We start from the raw sequence: 14,792 nt of genomic DNA on the forward strand, positions 1-14,792 counted from the left end.
TCCAATTTTGCACACGCGGAACAAGGCGAGACGGTGCGCCCTAGGGCCGCGCCGTCGCGTGGGTTTTCACCCACCCTACGTGAACTTCGGCTAAAAGTTAGCTTTTTGGCTTAGTGTTATTGACGCGGACCCGCTTGGTGGATTACTTAGTCGTATGGCTAAGTATGATTCGAAGCTGGACCTGTGTTTCTGCGCGCTGGGTGATCCGACGCGGCGGGTTATCCTGCAACGGCTGGCACGCGGCCCCGCGAGTGTCAGCGAACTGGCCGCGCCACACGACATGGCGCTGCCGTCCTTCATGAGCCACCTGAAAAAGTTGGAGGAGGCCGGGCTGGTCACCTCCGACAAGCAGGGCCGGACCCGGACCTGCACCCTGGCCCCGGACGCGTTCGCGCCGGTCGACGACTGGCTGAGCGATCAGCGCCGGATCTGGGAAGGCCGGCTGGATCAGCTGGACGATTACGTTGCAACCTTGATGAAGGACCGAAAGACATGAATCTGAATCCCGAAACCGATCTGAGCTTTACCCGCACCCTGAACGCTCCGCGTGCGCTGATCTGGGAGTGCTGGACCACGCCGGAGCACATCAAGCATTTCTTCGTGCCCAAGCCGCACAGCATCGAGAGCTGCGAAATCGACCTGCGCGTGGGCGGGCGGTTCAACACGGTGATGAACGTGGACGGACACCTGATGGACAACAAGGGCGTATACCTGGAGGTGGTCGAGATGGAACGGCTTGTCTTTACCGATACCTATACCGAGGGTTGGGCGCCGGTGCCGGACCCGTTCATGACGGCGATCCTGGACCTTGCGGACGACGGTCAGGGCGGCACGATCTATACCGCGACGGCGCGGCATCGGTCGCCCGAGGCGAAGAAGACCCACGAGGACATGGGGTTCTTCGATGGTTGGGGCACGGTGGCGACGCAGTTGGAGGAGTACGCGCAGAGCTTGAGGTAGAGGGCGAGGGCGCGTGGGTTTTCACCCACCCTACGCCTGCGTTGCGGGAAACGTGCGGATTGGGCGAAGCGACGTGTTGACTCTGCCCCGAACCCTTATATAAGCGCGGCTTCATTGGTGTTGGTGGCCCTCGCAAGGGGATGCCTGTCGCCCGAGATCCCGGGTCAAGCCCGGGACGGGGAGAGGACAACGCCCTTCGAAACCTGAAACGAAGGAGATCAGCAGATGACGAAGAGAACTGCTGCCAAATACAAGATCGACCGCCGGATGGGTGAAAACATCTGGGGGCGTCCGAAATCCCCGGTCAACCGCCGCGAATACGGCCCCGGCCAGCACGGCCAGCGCCGCAAAGCCAAAATTTCCGACTTCGGTCTGCAGCTGCGCGCGAAGCAGAAGTTGAAAGGCTATTACGGCGACCTGACCGAGAAGCAATTCCGCCGCATCTTCCGCGAGGCCGAGCGTCTGAAAGGCGACACCGGCGAGCTGCTGATCGGCCTGCTGGAGCGCCGGTTGGACGCGGTCGTGTACCGTGCCAAGTTCGTGCCGACCATCTTTGCCGCGCGTCAGTTCGTGAACCACCGTCACGTGCGCGTGAACGGTCATCTGGTGAACATCCCGTCCTACCGTGTTAAAGAGGGCGACGTGATCGAGGTTCGCGACCGTTCCAAGCAGATGGCCGCCATCCTGGAGGCCACCCAGCTGCCCGAGCGCGACGTGCCGGACTATATCGACGTGGACAACTCGAAGCTGACCGCCACTTTCGTGCGGACGCCTTCGCTGGGCGACGTGCCGTACCCGGTGATGATGGAACCGAACCTGGTCATCGAATTCTACGCGCAGAACTAAGTTCTTAGGTCTGCAGCACCTGATCCGGAAGGCCGCGCCGCTGGGCGCGGCCTTTTGCATTTGCAAGTGAAGGAGACGCAGAGCATGGCACAGGACTTTCCAAAGTACGGGCGTATCGACGGGACCATCGTGATGATCGGCTTCGGGTCGATCGCGAAGGGGACCTGGCCGCTGATCGAGCGGCATTTCGACTATGATGCCGAGAAATTCGTGGTGATCGAGCCGAACGCGGCCAATCACGAGGCTTTGCGCGAATTGGGTCTTCGGTTCATCCCAGAGGCGGTGACGCAGGAGAACTACCGCGAATTGCTGGGCGGGCTGATCGAGCCGGGCAAGGGGTTCGTGGTGAACCTGAGCGTGGATACCTCGTCGCTCGACCTGATGAAGTTCTGCCGCGAGCAGGGCGTGCTTTACATCGACACGGTGGTGGAGCCCTGGGCGGGGTATTACTTCGACACGACAGACAACGCGGCGCGGACGAACTATGCCCTGCGGCAGGCGGTGCGGGACGAGAAGGCAGCCAATCCGGGCGGGACCACGGCGGTGAGTTGCTGCGGGGCCAACCCCGGGATGGTCAGCTGGTTCGTGAAGGAAGCGTTGCTGACGCTGGCCCGCGATACCGGCAAGGATGCGGACGCGCCGAAGGACCGGGAAGGCTGGGCCAGGCTGATGCAGGGGCTGGGCGTGAAGGGCGTGCATATCGCAGAGCGCGACACGCAGGCGCGGGCGCTGCCGCGGCCACGGGGGCATTTCGTCAACACATGGTCGGTCGAAGGCTTCATCGCCGAGGGGTTCCAGCCCGCCGAGCTGGGCTGGGGCACGCATGAGACGTGGTTTCCCGAGAACGGGCACAGCCATGAGACGGGCTGTCGCGCGGGCATCTGGCTGGAGCGGCCGGGGGCGATCACGCGTGTGCATACGTGGTGCCCGACGCCGGGGCCGCAATTCGGCTTTCTTGTGACCCATAACGAGGCGATCTCGATTTCCGACTTCTACACGGTCGGCGCGGCGGAGGCGCCGGAGTTCCGGCCCACCTGCCACTATGCCTATCACCCCTGCGACGACGCGGTGCTGTCGCTGCACGAGATGTTCGGGGCCGGCCGCCAGCAGACCACGCACGAGATCCTGGACGTGGACGAGATCGTGACCGGCATCGATGAGCTGGGCGTGCTGCTTTACGGGCATGAGAAGAACGCGATGTGGTATGGCTCGCGCCTGTCGAACGAGGAGACCAAGGACCTTGCGCCCTACCAGAACGCCACTGGCCTTCAGGTGACGAGCGCGGTGCTGGCGGGCATGGTCTGGGCGCTGGAGAACCCGCAAGCGGGCATCGTGGAGACCGACGAAATGGACCATGCCCGGTGCCTTGAGGTGCAGCGGCCGTATCTGGGACCGGTGGAGGCGCATTATACCGACTGGACGCCCTTGCAGGACCGGTGGGAGCATTTCCCCGAGGATATCGACGAGAGCGATCCGTGGCTTTTCCGGAACGTGCTGGCGTCATGAGACGGGTGCGGCGTGGTCTGGACGCCGCAGGTCGTGTGATTTGATCATCGCGGGGCTGGTCACGACACGCCGCTGCCGGTAATGCGGACGAGGACCACCTGTTCCGGGCTGCTGCGGCCCGGCACAGTGCGTGTCGCTGCCCCGCGAGGAAAGACATCATATGACCAAGATCATGCCACAGCCCGGGATACTGGATATCGCGCCCTATGTGGGCGGAGCCAGCCATGTCGAGGGGGTGAGCAACGTGGTCAAGCTCAGCTCGAACGAGAACCCGTTCGGGCCGAGCGAGGCGGCAAAGGATGCGTTTCGCAAGGTGGCGTTCGACCTGCACCGGTATCCGTCGACGGATCATGCCGGCCTGCGCGGTGCGATTGCCGAGGTACACGGGCTGGACCGCGACCGGATCATCTGCGGTGTGGGTAGTGACGAGATCCTGTCGCTGTTGTGCCAGTGCTATGCGGGGCCGGGCGACGAGGTGATCCATACCGAGCACGGGTTTGCGATCTACAAGATCGCGGCGCTGTCGAACGGCGCGGCGCCCGTGGAGGTGCCCGAGCGCGAGCGGGTAACGGATGTGGACGCGATCCTGGCGGCGGTCACGGATGCGACCCGGCTGGTCTTTGTCGCCAATCCCAACAATCCGACGGGCACAATGGTGGGCGACGGTGAGATCGCGCGGTTGGCCGAAGGGCTGCCGGAGCATGTGTTGCTGGTGCTGGACGGAGCCTATGCCGAGTATGTCGAAGGGTTTGACGGAGGCGCGAGCCTGGTGGATGCGCGCGAGAACGTGGTGATGACGCGGACCTTTTCCAAGCTTTACGGGCTGGGCGGGCTGCGCGTGGGCTGGGGCTATGGCCCGGCGCATGTGATCGATGTGCTGAACCGGGTGCGGGGGCCCTTCAACCTGAGCCAGGCGGCGCTGGTCACCGCCGAGGCCGCGGTGCGCGACCAGGCCTGGGCCGAGAAATGCCGGACCGACAACACGCGGATGCGGGCCTGGCTGGCCGAGGCGCTGGCGGGGCATGGCGTACCCTCGGACACGTCGCTGGCCAATTTCATCCTGGCCCGCTTTGCCGACCGGGAACAGGCCGAGGCCTGTGACGAGTACCTGAAATCCGAAGGGCTGATCGTGCGGCGCGTGGCCGGCTACAACCTGCCGAACTGTCTGCGGATCACGGTTGGCGACGAATCCAGCTGCCGCCGTGTGGCCCATGCCGTCGGTCACTTCATGGGAGACGCGGAATGAGCGTGATCTACGATCGGGTTGCTCTGATCGGGCTGGGGCTGATCGCGTCGTCGATGTTCTGGGCGATGAAGCGCGCGGGGCTGGCGGGCGAGGTCACGGGCTATGCCCGGTCGGAAGAGACCCGCGCCGTGGCGCGCGAGATCGGGCTGTGCGACCGGATTTGCGGCAGTGCCGCCGAGGCTGTCGAGGGCGCGGACCTGGTGGTGTTGTGCGTGCCGGTGGGCGTTATGGGCGCCGTGGCCGAAGAGATCGCGTCGGCGCTGAAACCGGGCGCGACGGTCAGCGACGTGGGATCGGTCAAGAAGGCCGTGATCGAGGCGGTCGGCCCACACTTGCCCGATGGCGTGCATTTCGTGCCGGCGCACCCGATGGCGGGCACCGAGCATTCGGGGCCGCGTTCGGGCTTTGCCGAATTGTTCGACAACAAATACACCCTGATCGTGCCGGTCGAAGGCAGCGACCGGGAGGCGGTGGACCGGCTGGAACAGCTGTGGCAGGCTATGGGCGCGCGGACCGACGAGATGGATGCCGATCACCATGACCTTGTCTGTGCCGTGACCAGCCACACGCCGCACCTGATTGCCTACACGATGGTGGGGGTGGCCGACGACCTGCGCCGGGTGACCGACAGCGAGGTTATCAAATATTCCGCCGCTGGTTTCCGCGACTTTACCCGGATTGCCGCCAGCGACCCCACGATGTGGCGCGACGTGTTCCTGACCAACAAGGACGCGACGCTGGAAGTGCTGGGCCGGTTCACCGAGGAACTCTTTGCGCTGCAGCGGGCGATCCGCACCGGGGACGGCGATTTGCTGCACGCGTATTTTACGCGGACGAGGAGCATCCGGCGTGGTATTATCGATGCCGGGCAAGATACGGATGCGCCGGATTTCGGGCGCGTGAAAAAAAGGTGAGCAGGATGCGCTTGGCGTGGATTTTTCCAGTCTTTCTGGCGAGTTGTTCGTTTGGCGGTGGCGACAGGGATGACCCCGAGCTGGTGACGCGTGGTGCGGTCTGCGGTGATCCGTCGATACAGGGCGTCGTGGTGGGCGATGTGCCGGGAAGCGGCGCCTGCGGGATCGCCAACGCCGTCGAGGTGGACGCGGTCGGCGGGGTTCTGCTGAGCCAGCCCGCGACGATGAATTGCCGGACCGCGCAGACCCTGAATGCCTGGGTGAAGAACGACATGAAGCCGATCGTGGGAGACACGGGCGGCGGCGTCGTAAGCCTGAAAGTGGCAGCGCACTACGTGTGCCGCACCCGGAACCACAAGCGCGGCGCTCGGCTGTCGGAGCATTCCAAGGGCAACGCGATCGACATCTCGGCCTTTAGGTTGCGGGACGGTACGGATATTTCCGTGCTGAACGACTGGGGCACGGGCAAGCGGGGCAAGATCCTGCGGCAGTTGCACAGCAGCGCTTGCGGGCCATTCGGCACGGTGTTGGGGCCGGGATCCGACGGGTATCACAACGACCACTTCCATTTCGACACGGCGGAGCACCGGAACGGATCGTACTGCCGGTAATCATCCAGGTTCGACCGGGTGAAGCTCAAGAAATCTGCACGGCGAGAGCAGCCACGCGTCAGGCTGTGTCGGAGGCGTGCTCTTTCAGCACGTCGATAGGCACGATATCCAGCGCGCGGGCGTGGGTGGCCTCGAGCCGGACCTTGGGCGCGCAGCCTTCGTCATGGGCCTGAAGGAAGCGGCCGGCGCAAAGGCACCAGTGGTCGCCGGGTCTGAGACCGTCAAAGCCGAATTCAGGGCGCGGCGTGGAGAGGTCGTTGCCAACGTACTTGGAATAGGCGAGGAATTCGGCGGTCATCAGGGCGCAGACCGTGTGGCTGCCCTGATCCTCGGCGCAGGTGTTGCAGTGCCCGTCGCGGAAAAAGCCGGTCATCGGCGCGGTGGAGCAGCTTTCGAGCTTGCCGCCCAGCACGTTGACGGAGGTGTCCATTTCGATAGCCATGCGGTGCTCCTTGGTCCGGTTGGGCATATCCTGCACGGGCCGCGCCCGTGGGGCAAGGGAGGCGGGGTGTCGCGGCCCTAGAACGTTTCGGCGATGCGGCGGAACATGGCGATGTTGGCGTCGTTCACGCCCGGCTCGCGGAAGGCGCGGTCGGCGGCGGTGGTGACGATGACCACGTCGCGGCCCTGGTCGATATAGATGTACTGACCGTAGATGCCGCGGGCCATGAACTGGCCCGGCTCGGCGCCTTGCGGTATCCACCATTGGTAGCCGTAGCCGATCTGGCCCGGCTCGGTGGGGGCGCTGGGGGCGGTGGACTCGGCGATCCAGTCGGCGGGGACGACTTGCCGGCCGCCCAGCTGGCCGTTCTGCTCGATCATCAGGCCGAAGCGGGCATAGTCGCGCGTGGTCAGGTTTAGGCCGCCGAGCACGAAGGCCACGCCTTCGCCGTCGGTGATGTAGTAAGGCGCGGACTCGAGCCCGAGCGGGGCAATGATCTTTTCCGACAGCAGCGAGGGGATGTCGCGGCCCGTGGCGCCGCGGATGATCATGCCAAGGACATGCGTGTCGATGGAGACGTATTGCCAGCGCTGGCCGGATTCCGCGTCCCGCTCGGTGAGGCCGGCGGCGAAGCCGTCCATCGTGCCGCCCAGGGCCAGCACGCGGCCCATGCGGTTGATGTCGGAATCGTAATCCAGGTAATCCTCGTCGAAGCGCACGCCGCTGGTCATTTGCAGCACGTTGCGGATGGTGGCGCCGTCATAGGCGCTGCCCTTCAGCATCGGGGCATACTGCGTGACCGGGTCGTCGAGCGAGGCGATATCGCCCTCGGCCACGACAATGCCCATCAACGCCGAAAGAAAGGACTTGGCCACCGACCAGCTGATGCGGCGGTCGTCGGGTGAGGTGCCGAGGTGATAGCTTTCGTGGACGACTTCGCCTTGGTGCAGGACCATGAGCGAGGTGACGGCGCGGGTGTCGATCCAGTCCTCGGTGCCGTCCGGCAAGGTCATGGGCTGGCCCTCGGGCAGGGGCATGACGGGGGCGTCGCCGCGCGGCACGGAGGTGTGCAGGAAGGCGCTGTCCATGTTGGAGAAATTCTCGACGATGTGCTCGGCCTCGAAGAGCGTGTTGACCGCCATGAGGCGCGCGATCTGCTCGCGCTTCCAGAGGCCGATGGCGATGGCGGCGATGGCCAGGACGGCAAGTATCCGGAGCGTCCATTTCAGGATGCGGCGCATGGTGTGGTCCTCCCCGACAGGCAGCAAAGCACCAGGGGCGCGGGGCGGCAAGGGGAACGCGGCGTTACCTGAACTTGTCGATGAGCTTTTGCAGGGGGCTGCGGTCTTCGGTGCCCGAGGGGGCGGGGGACTCGTCGGGCTCGTCGGGCTTTGCCGCCGGTCTCGCTTCGGCTTGCGGTTTCGGGGCGGATTTCGAGGAGCGGGCGGGTGCGGTGCGCAGGGAAACGGCGTTGAGGAACTTGTCGTTATGGCCCGCGGCCAGTTCGGAGGCGCCATCCGACAGGCCGCGCAGCAAGTCGTCGAGCCAGTCGGCGTCGGCCTTGGCGAAATCCTGAAGCACGTAATGCGACACCAGATCCTTGCGGCCCGGGTGGCCGATGCCGAGGCGGACGCGGCCGTAATCCTCGCCGATATGGGCGTGGATGGAGCGCAGGCCGTTGTGCCCGGCGTGGCCGCCGCCCTGTTTGACGCGGCATTTGCCGGGGGCGAGGTCCAGCTCGTCGTGGAAGACGATGACGTCCGAGGGGGTCAGCTTGTAAAAGCGCATGGCCTCGCCGACCGACTGGCCGGACTTGTTCATGAAGGTTTCGGGCTTGAGCAGCAGGACCTTTTCGGAGCCGAGCTTGCCCTCGGTCAGCTGGCCCTGGAACTTTGCCCGCCAAGGCGCGAAGCCGTGATCGGCGGCGATGCGGTCGAGCGCCATGAAGCCGATATTGTGGCGGTTCTTCTCATATTTGCCGCCCGGATTGCCCAGGCCCACGAAAAGCAGCATTGCCGATCACCCGTTCTTTGATGAGGATGGTCTACGCGGCGCAGCGCGCGGAATCAACAAGACCGGCAGGGGCAGGGGAAATGGGCGAATACGCGGTGAACGGTGTGACGCTGGTGGTGCCCGACGAGATGCTGAACGAGCGGGTCGCGGGCAAGCTGGCAAGCGGGACCTACGAGGCGCACGAGGCGCAGGCGGCGCAGATGCGCCTGCGCGAGGGGATGCGCGTGCTTGAGCTGGGCGCGGGCGTGGGATACATCGCGTCGATCTGCGCGGGCGTCGCGGGCGCCGGGAACGTGGTGACGGTGGAGGCCAACCCGGCGATGCTGCCGGTCATTCGCGCCAACCTTGACCGCAACGGATATCAGGCGACGCGGCTGATCCACGGGGCGGTGACCGGCGAGGGCGATGGAGACGAGATCGCGTTCGATCCCAAGAAGGTGTTCTGGGCGGGTCGGATCGCGGACGAGGAGGCGGACGCCGAAAAGCTGGTCACGGTGCCGATGCTGCCGCTTGCAGGATTGCTGAAGAAGCACCGGCCGCACCTTGTGATCATGGACGTGGAGGGGGCAGAGCAGCATCTGTTCGATGCACCCTGGCCCGAGCACGTGCGGGTGGTGATGATGGAACTGCACCCCAACCAGTATCCCGACCGGGTGATCAAGCAGATCGTGGATTGCATGTCGCAGTCGGGGCTGACCTATGATCCGGGGCCGTCGCGTGGGCGGATCCTGTGCTTTCGCCGGTTGCGCCACACAAAAAAAACGCGAGGGCCGGGACCCTCGCGCTGATGTTTTCGCAATTGGGAGAAGAGCTTACTCTTCGCCGCCTTCTGCTTCCTCGACGCTGTCCGGGCCGGCTTCCTGCTCGGTTGCCGGAACCTCGTCGGCTGCGACGTCTTCGTCTTCGTCCTCGGCGTCGGATTTCAGCGCCGACGGAGCCGCGATGTTGCAGATCACGAAGTCACGGTCGGTGATCGTGGGTTTGGCGCCCTGCGGCAGCTCGATCTGGCTGATGGTGATCGTGTCGCCGATGTTTTCCATCAGGCTGAGGTCGACGGTGATGCTTTCGGGGATGTCACCGGCGGTCACGACGAGTTCGATCTCGTTGCGGATGACGGTCAGCACGCCGGTTTTCAGCGCCTCGCACTTGTCCTCGTTGATGAATTCAACGGGGATGAAGAGGTTGATCTGGGTCGTGCGGCGCAGGCGCATCAGGTCGAAGTGGGTCGGAAGGTCCTTGACCACGTCGCGCTGAACGTCGCGGCAGATCACGCGGACATCGTCGTGCCCGTCAACCTTGAGGTTGAAGAGCGTGGACTTGAACCGGCCCTGTTTCAGCCGCTTCAACAGGACGTTGAACGGAATGTTGATGGGCAGCGGTTCGACGTCGCCCCCGAATACGATCCCCGGAACCATGCCGTCGCGGCGTGCAGCACGAGCGGCGCCCTTGCCCGTCCCCGTGCGTTCCTGGGCGTGAAGATCAGGAATTTCTCCAGCCATGTGTGTTCTCCATATGCAAAGGCGGGGCTCCTCCAAGGCTGTAGCCCCGCGTGAAGCCGTCGCTTTAGAGGATTAAGGGCGGCTTGAAAAGACCAAATATGCAAGGTTTTGCGGGTTTTCCGACCGCAGGTCGCGGGTCATGCCGGACGCGTCAGTTCCGGCCCGGTTCGGGATCGTCGAAGCACCTGCGGCCATTGCGGATCGCGACCAGGCTGAGGATCGTGATGACGCCGGTGGCGGCCAGGCCCATGATGCGCTCGACCAGGCCGTCCCACCGGGTGCCCATGGTCAGAAAGACCGGGACGAGAACGACCCATATGGCACCAAGCGCGATCATGGCGCGCGCCGACTTCGGCGCGACGTGGCGCAGGGCGCTGGCCATGGTGGCGGGGACAAGGGCGAATAGCGCGCCCAGCATGTAGACCAGATAGATGTGGATCACGACGCCGTCCTGGTCGCCGTCGCCGTATTCGTTGCGGGCGCCCACGATAACGACGATTCCCGCGATGGCGGCGAGGCTGAGCACGCCGATGGACCAGCCGGACTCGCCCAGGTGATCATGCGACGCGGCCAGGGCGGTGGCCATGATGCCGGTGGCGAAACCGTAGAGCGCCACGTCCATGATGATTTCCGAATCGCCCGCCGCCAGGTCGCTGACGGTGTCCGACCACCAGTTGTAGTCCGGCACGTAGAATGGCGCGACGAGCGTTCCCAGGATGAGGCAGAGACAGCCGGCAATGCCGAGAAGGCCCAGGAATATCATGAAGACCGGACGCTTGCGGTGCGCCGGATCGAAATCTTCCCTGTGAAGTCGTGCCATCCGGCTCGCGCCCCCCTTCGCCGTCATGAAAGGTCAACGCGATCGAGGACGGGGACGTTCCGGAGTTACTGCCAGTCGCCGGAAAAATCTTTTGGTATCATAAGGATATCTCTGTCGACCTTGTTGATGTCGGTGTGGCCGCAGAAGGCCATGGAAACGTCGAGCTCCTTGTGGATGACCTCCAGCGCGCGGGTGACGCCTTGTTGGCCCATGGCGCCGAGGCCGTAGACATAGGCGCGGCCGATATAGGTGCCCTTGGCGCCGAGGGCGATGGCCTTGAGCACGTCCTGGCCCGAGCGGATACCGCTGTCGAAATGCACCTCGATCTTGTCGCCGACGGCGTCCACGATCTGGGGCAGGGCGCGGATGGCCGAGAGCGCGCCGTCCAGTTGCCGGCCGCCGTGGTTGGACACGACGATGGCGTCGGCGCCCACGTTCAGCGCCTCGCGGGCATCGCGGGGGTCGATGATGCCCTTGATGATGAGCGGGCCGTCCCACATCTTGCGAAACTCGCGGATGCGGTCCCAGTTGAGCGCCTCGTCGAACGCCTCGGCGGTCCAGGAGCTGAGCGAGGAGGGGTCCGAGACGCCCTTGGCGTGGCCGACGATGTTGCCGAAGAACCGCCGCTTGGTGCCCAGCATGCCGAGGCCCCACTGCACCTTGGTCATCATGTCGGCAATGGACTTAACAGTTAGTTTAGGCGGCGCGCTGAGGCCGTTCTTGAGGTCCTTGTGGCGCTGGCCCAGCACTTGCAGGTCGACGGTGATGACGGCGGCCGAGCACTTGGCGGCCTTCGCCCGGTCGAAAAGCCGCTGCATAAAATCGTTATCTTTCAAGGTGTAAACCTGAAACCAGAACGGCTTTTGCGTGTGGGCCGCCACGTCCTCGATCGAGCAGATGGACATAGTCGAGAGCGTGTAGGGCACGCCGAAGTCTTCGGCGGCGCGGGCGGCCTTGATCTCGCCATCGGCGTGTTGCATCCCCGTCAGGCCCACGGGGGCGAGGGCCACGGGCATCGACACGTCCTGGCCGATCATCCGGCTGGCGGTGGAGCGGTTCGACATGTCCACGGCGATGCGCTGGCGCAGGTATATGTCACTGAAATCGCTGGAGTTCTGGCGGAAGGTCTGTTCCGTCCAGCTGCCCGATTCCGCGTAGTCGAAGAACATCTTGGGCACGCGGCGGCGGTAGATCTTTTTCAGGTCGTCGATATTGGTGATGACGGGCATGGGCAAAGGCTCGGGCTTTGGTCAGGTTTTATGACCACTAGCCCGGATCGGGGCGGCTTGTCCATGCGGCGCACCGTCCTGCGCGGAAGAGGTTAACGCCGCCGGGAAGGGCGGCAGAAGGGGGGTGACATGCGTGCACCCCGCGTGCACCGGGCGTGCACCGCCGCGGCGCAGCGAAACTGTTGCGTGAAAGGTTTAACGCGCCGCGCGGCGGGAGGGCGCCTCAGGCGGAATGCGCGCCGTCGGCGAGGCCCTTGACGAAGTCGAGCACCTGCGCGGGGCTTTCGCCGTCGGCCAGCTTGCCGACGATGGCCGAGCCCACGACACAGCCGTCGGCCACCGAGGCGATCTCGCGGCTGCTTTCCGGCGTGCGGATGCCGAAGCCGACCACGATGGGCAGGTCGGTCTGCGACTTGATGCGTTTCACCTCGGGGCCGACATCGGCGGCCTCGGCGGCGGCGGCACCCGTGATGCCGGTGATCGAGACGTAGTAGACGAAGCCCGAGGTGTTGGTCAGCACCTTGGGCAGGCGCTTGTCATCGGTGGTGGGGGTGGCGAGGCGGATGAAGTTGAGCCCGGCCTTCTGCGCGGGGATGCAAAGCTCGTCGTCTTCCTCGGGCGGCAGGTCGACCACGATGAGGCCGTCGATGCCGGCCTCTTTCGCGTCCTTCAGGAAGGTCTCGACCCCGCGATTGTAGATCGGGTTGTAGTAGCCCATGAGCACGATCGGCGTGGTGTCGTCGCCCTTGCGGAACTCGGCGGCCATGTCGAGGGTGCGCTGCAGGGTCATGCCCTTTTCGAGCGCGCGCTGGCCGGCGAGCTGGATGGTGGGGCCGTCGGCCATGGGATCGGTGAAGGGCAGGCCCAGCTCGATGATGTCGACACCGGCGGCGGGCAGGCCCTTGACCACTTCGAGCGAGGTGTCGAAATCGGGGTCGCCAGCCATGACATAGGCCACGAAGGCCTTCTTGTTCGCGTTGCGCAGTTCTTCGAATTTGGCGTCGATGCGTGTCATGTCGCGGTCCCGTCGTGATGTTCCGGCATGGTTTGGCGAATGCGGCGCGGAAATGCAATGGGATGTGTGTGTGGCAGACGCCGGAAATGAGTATTTGAAGCAAGAAAAAGCGGGGCGTTGCGCTGGGCGCGGCTTGGGCATAGAAGGCGCCGGAACGAGAGCAAAGAGGTGCATCATGGGCTTCAAGATGGGAATCGTGGGGCTGCCCAACGTGGGCAAGTCGACGCTGTTCAACGCGCTGACCCGGACGGCGGCGGCGCAGGCGGCGAATTTTCCGTTCTGCACGATCGAGCCCAATGTGGGCGAGGTGGCGGTGCCCGATGCGCGGCTGGACAAGCTGGCGGCGATTGCGCAGTCGAAATCCATCATCCCGACGCGCATGACCTTTGTCGATATCGCCGGGCTGGTGAAGGGCGCCAGCAAGGGCGAGGGGCTGGGCAACCAGTTTCTGGCCAATATCCGCGAGGTGGACGCGATTGCCCATGTGCTGCGCTGTTTCGAGGATGGCGACGTGACGCATGTGGAGGGGCGCGTGAACCCGGTGGAGGATGCCGAGGTGATCGAGACCGAGCTGATGCTGGCCGACCTGGAGAGCATCGAGAAGCGGCGCGCGGGGCTGGTGCGCAAGCTGAAGGGCAACGACAAGGAGGCGGTGCAGGCGGACCGTCTGCTGGCCGCGGCGCAGGCGATGCTGGAAGAGGGCAAGCCCGCGCGGCTGGTCGAGGTGGATGCCGAGGACGCCAAGGCGTGGAAGACCCTGCAGCTGCTGACCTCGAAGCCGATCCTTTACGTGTGCAACGTGGACGAGGCGAACGCGGCGGACGGCAACGATCATTCCGCGGCCGTGGCCAAGATGGCCGAAGAGCAGGGCGCGGCGCATGTGAACATCTCGGCCCAGATCGAGGAGGAGATCAGCCAGCTGGATGCCGAGGAAGCCGCGATGTTCCTGGAGGAGATGGGGCTGGAGGAAGCGGGTCTCGACCGGTTGATCCGGGCGGGTTACGACCTTCTGCATCTGGAGACCTATTTCACGGTCGGCCCCAAGGAGGCGCGGGCCTGGACGATCCGCACCGGCACGGCGGCGCCGCAGGCCGCGGGCGTCATCCACGGGGATTTCGAGAAGGGCTTCATCCGGGCCGAGACGATCGCCTATGACGATTTCGTCTCGCTGGGCGGCGAGCAGGCGGCGAAGGAAGCCGGCAAGATGCGGGCCGAGGGCAAGGGGTATGTCGTCAAGGACGGCGATGTGCTGCACTTTCTTTTCAATACCTGAGGCGCCGGCGCAGGCCGGATCGGGCGCGGATGGCAACGCGGCGCGGGCCTTTTGCAGGAAGGACCATCGGGCGCCTGTCGCCTGGTCCGCGCGCGTGGCGGCGGCCAGCGCCGGGTTTCGAGCGTAGGAAGGTTTTTCGCCCGGCGGGCAGAATCGCCTTGTAATCCCCAGGTTTGCTTGGCTATACGCGTCGGCGGAGACGTGGCCGAGTGGTCGAAGGCGCTCCCCTGCTAAGGGAGTAAACGGGAGACCGTTTCGAGGGTTCGAATCCCTTCGTCTCCGCCATTATACCTTGTTTTTATTGGGTAATACCTGGGTCTCTAAAATCCAGCACTATTCCGGCACTAATCTTACGCCCCCTGCCGGGGTGGAAGTGTGATCCGGCAGATTGCAGCGGAGTACCAAACCCCAGACCCAC

Annotated in this window: 16 protein-coding genes and 1 tRNA gene; 10 read left to right on the forward strand and 7 right to left on the reverse strand. The window is 64.7% G+C overall.

Annotated features, from left to right (window positions below; translation table 11 throughout):
- Positions 1-154 precede the first annotated feature (154 nt).
- The 7 genes from RBB31_RS18865 to RBB31_RS18895 all read left to right on the forward strand — a co-directional run bounded on the left by RBB31_RS18865 (position 155) and on the right by RBB31_RS18895 (position 6,083).
- The gene (locus RBB31_RS18865) at positions 155-496 is read left to right on the forward strand and encodes a metalloregulator ArsR/SmtB family transcription factor (protein ID WP_306130807.1); all 342 of its coding nucleotides are present in this window, start codon (positions 155-157) and stop codon (positions 494-496) included.
- Complete coding sequence (locus RBB31_RS18870) at positions 493-960, forward strand: SRPBCC family protein (RefSeq protein ID WP_306130808.1); 468 nt, start codon at positions 493-495, stop codon at positions 958-960. The genes RBB31_RS18865 and RBB31_RS18870 overlap by 4 nt, the downstream gene beginning before the upstream one ends.
- Positions 961-1,185: 225 nt before the next feature.
- Entirely contained in the window at positions 1,186-1,806 is a 621-nt protein-coding gene (gene rpsD / locus RBB31_RS18875) for a 30S ribosomal protein S4 (protein ID WP_306130809.1), read from the forward strand.
- Positions 1,807-1,890: 84 nt separating this feature from the next.
- On the forward strand, positions 1,891-3,312 hold the full coding sequence (locus RBB31_RS18880) for a homospermidine synthase (protein WP_306130810.1): 1,422 nt from the start codon (positions 1,891-1,893) through the stop codon (positions 3,310-3,312).
- A 160-nt stretch (positions 3,313-3,472) separates the two neighbouring features.
- Positions 3,473-4,558 (forward strand): histidinol-phosphate transaminase, encoded by a 1,086-nt coding sequence (gene hisC, locus RBB31_RS18885; protein ID WP_306130811.1) that lies wholly within the window; start codon positions 3,473-3,475, stop codon positions 4,556-4,558.
- Entirely contained in the window at positions 4,555-5,472 is a 918-nt protein-coding gene (locus RBB31_RS18890; protein ID WP_306130812.1) for a prephenate/arogenate dehydrogenase family protein, read from the forward strand. Before hisC ends, RBB31_RS18890 begins: the two co-directional genes overlap by 4 nt.
- Positions 5,473-5,477: 5 nt before the next feature.
- The gene (locus tag RBB31_RS18895; protein WP_306130813.1) at positions 5,478-6,083 is read left to right on the forward strand and encodes an extensin family protein; all 606 of its coding nucleotides are present in this window, start codon (positions 5,478-5,480) and stop codon (positions 6,081-6,083) included.
- A 58-nt stretch (positions 6,084-6,141) separates the two neighbouring features.
- Here RBB31_RS18895 and RBB31_RS18900 read toward each other — a convergent pair whose 3' ends face one another.
- The 3 genes from RBB31_RS18900 to pth all read right to left on the reverse strand — a co-directional run bounded on the left by RBB31_RS18900 (position 6,142) and on the right by pth (position 8,538).
- On the reverse strand, positions 6,142-6,525 hold the full coding sequence (locus RBB31_RS18900; RefSeq protein WP_306130814.1) for a DUF2237 family protein: 384 nt from the start codon (positions 6,523-6,525) through the stop codon (positions 6,142-6,144).
- Between the two features lie 77 nt (positions 6,526-6,602).
- Positions 6,603-7,766 (reverse strand): serine hydrolase, encoded by a 1,164-nt coding sequence (locus RBB31_RS18905; RefSeq protein ID WP_306130815.1) that lies wholly within the window; start codon positions 7,764-7,766, stop codon positions 6,603-6,605.
- 64 nt (positions 7,767-7,830) lie between these two features.
- A complete protein-coding gene (pth, locus tag RBB31_RS18910) occupies positions 7,831-8,538 on the reverse strand; it encodes an aminoacyl-tRNA hydrolase (RefSeq protein ID WP_306130816.1) in 708 nt (235 codons plus the stop codon).
- A gap of 80 nt (positions 8,539-8,618) precedes the next feature.
- Here pth and RBB31_RS18915 point away from each other — a divergent pair, with 80 nt between their 5' ends.
- Positions 8,619-9,326, forward strand: coding sequence for an FkbM family methyltransferase (locus tag RBB31_RS18915; RefSeq protein ID WP_306130817.1), 708 nt, complete (start codon positions 8,619-8,621; stop codon positions 9,324-9,326).
- Positions 9,327-9,350: 24 nt separating this feature from the next.
- On the opposite strand, the gene RBB31_RS18920 is transcribed toward RBB31_RS18915, so the two are convergent.
- The 4 genes from RBB31_RS18920 to trpA all read right to left on the reverse strand — a co-directional run bounded on the left by RBB31_RS18920 (position 9,351) and on the right by trpA (position 13,101).
- On the reverse strand, positions 9,351-10,037 hold the full coding sequence (locus RBB31_RS18920) for a 50S ribosomal protein L25/general stress protein Ctc (protein WP_306130818.1): 687 nt from the start codon (positions 10,035-10,037) through the stop codon (positions 9,351-9,353).
- 151 nt (positions 10,038-10,188) lie between these two features.
- Positions 10,189-10,857, reverse strand: coding sequence for a DUF998 domain-containing protein (locus RBB31_RS18925; protein WP_306130819.1), 669 nt, complete (start codon positions 10,855-10,857; stop codon positions 10,189-10,191).
- Between the two features lie 65 nt (positions 10,858-10,922).
- Positions 10,923-12,086 (reverse strand): alpha-hydroxy acid oxidase, encoded by a 1,164-nt coding sequence (locus tag RBB31_RS18930; RefSeq protein WP_306130820.1) that lies wholly within the window; start codon positions 12,084-12,086, stop codon positions 10,923-10,925.
- A 223-nt stretch (positions 12,087-12,309) separates the two neighbouring features.
- Positions 12,310-13,101 carry a tryptophan synthase subunit alpha gene (gene trpA, locus RBB31_RS18935; RefSeq protein WP_306130821.1) on the reverse strand — a complete coding sequence of 264 codons (792 nt, stop codon included), beginning with the start codon at positions 13,099-13,101 and terminating at the stop codon, positions 12,310-12,312.
- Between the two features lie 175 nt (positions 13,102-13,276).
- Here trpA and ychF point away from each other — a divergent pair, with 175 nt between their 5' ends.
- Positions 13,277-14,374 carry a redox-regulated ATPase YchF gene (ychF, locus tag RBB31_RS18940; protein ID WP_306130822.1) on the forward strand — a complete coding sequence of 366 codons (1,098 nt, stop codon included), beginning with the start codon at positions 13,277-13,279 and terminating at the stop codon, positions 14,372-14,374.
- A 195-nt stretch (positions 14,375-14,569) separates the two neighbouring features.
- A tRNA-Ser gene (locus RBB31_RS18945) sits at positions 14,570-14,659 on the forward strand.
- The last annotated feature ends 133 nt before the right edge of the window (positions 14,660-14,792 follow it).

The organism is Roseovarius sp. MMSF_3350, assembly GCF_030733425.1.
Classification (GTDB): Bacteria; Pseudomonadota; Alphaproteobacteria; order Rhodobacterales; family Rhodobacteraceae; genus Roseovarius.

Excerpts from the sequence above, each read along its gene's own strand:
- RBB31_RS18870 (WP_306130808.1), top strand. The coding sequence starts at position 493 with ATGAATCTGAATCCCGAAACCGATCTGAGCTTTACCCGCACCCTGAAC.
- RBB31_RS18880 (WP_306130810.1), top strand. The coding sequence starts at position 1,891 with ATGGCACAGGACTTTCCAAAGTACGGGCGTATCGACGGGACCATCGTG.
- RBB31_RS18865 (WP_306130807.1), top strand. The coding sequence starts at position 155 with ATGGCTAAGTATGATTCGAAGCTGGACCTGTGTTTCTGCGCGCTGGGT.
- RBB31_RS18895 (WP_306130813.1), top strand. The coding sequence starts at position 5,478 with ATGCGCTTGGCGTGGATTTTTCCAGTCTTTCTGGCGAGTTGTTCGTTT.
- RBB31_RS18930 (WP_306130820.1), bottom strand. The coding sequence starts at position 12,086 with ATGCCCGTCATCACCAATATCGACGACCTGAAAAAGATCTACCGCCGC.
- RBB31_RS18905 (WP_306130815.1), bottom strand. The coding sequence starts at position 7,766 with ATGCGCCGCATCCTGAAATGGACGCTCCGGATACTTGCCGTCCTGGCC.
- RBB31_RS18925 (WP_306130819.1), bottom strand. The coding sequence starts at position 10,857 with ATGGCACGACTTCACAGGGAAGATTTCGATCCGGCGCACCGCAAGCGT.
- RBB31_RS18890 (WP_306130812.1), top strand. The coding sequence starts at position 4,555 with ATGAGCGTGATCTACGATCGGGTTGCTCTGATCGGGCTGGGGCTGATC.
- ychF (WP_306130822.1), top strand. The coding sequence starts at position 13,277 with ATGGGCTTCAAGATGGGAATCGTGGGGCTGCCCAACGTGGGCAAGTCG.
- rpsD (WP_306130809.1), top strand. The coding sequence starts at position 1,186 with ATGACGAAGAGAACTGCTGCCAAATACAAGATCGACCGCCGGATGGGT.
- pth (WP_306130816.1), bottom strand. The coding sequence starts at position 8,538 with ATGCTGCTTTTCGTGGGCCTGGGCAATCCGGGCGGCAAATATGAGAAG.
- RBB31_RS18915 (WP_306130817.1), top strand. The coding sequence starts at position 8,619 with ATGGGCGAATACGCGGTGAACGGTGTGACGCTGGTGGTGCCCGACGAG.
- RBB31_RS18920 (WP_306130818.1), bottom strand. The coding sequence starts at position 10,037 with ATGGCTGGAGAAATTCCTGATCTTCACGCCCAGGAACGCACGGGGACG.
- hisC (WP_306130811.1), top strand. The coding sequence starts at position 3,473 with ATGACCAAGATCATGCCACAGCCCGGGATACTGGATATCGCGCCCTAT.
- RBB31_RS18900 (WP_306130814.1), bottom strand. The coding sequence starts at position 6,525 with ATGGCTATCGAAATGGACACCTCCGTCAACGTGCTGGGCGGCAAGCTC.
- trpA (WP_306130821.1), bottom strand. The coding sequence starts at position 13,101 with ATGACACGCATCGACGCCAAATTCGAAGAACTGCGCAACGCGAACAAG.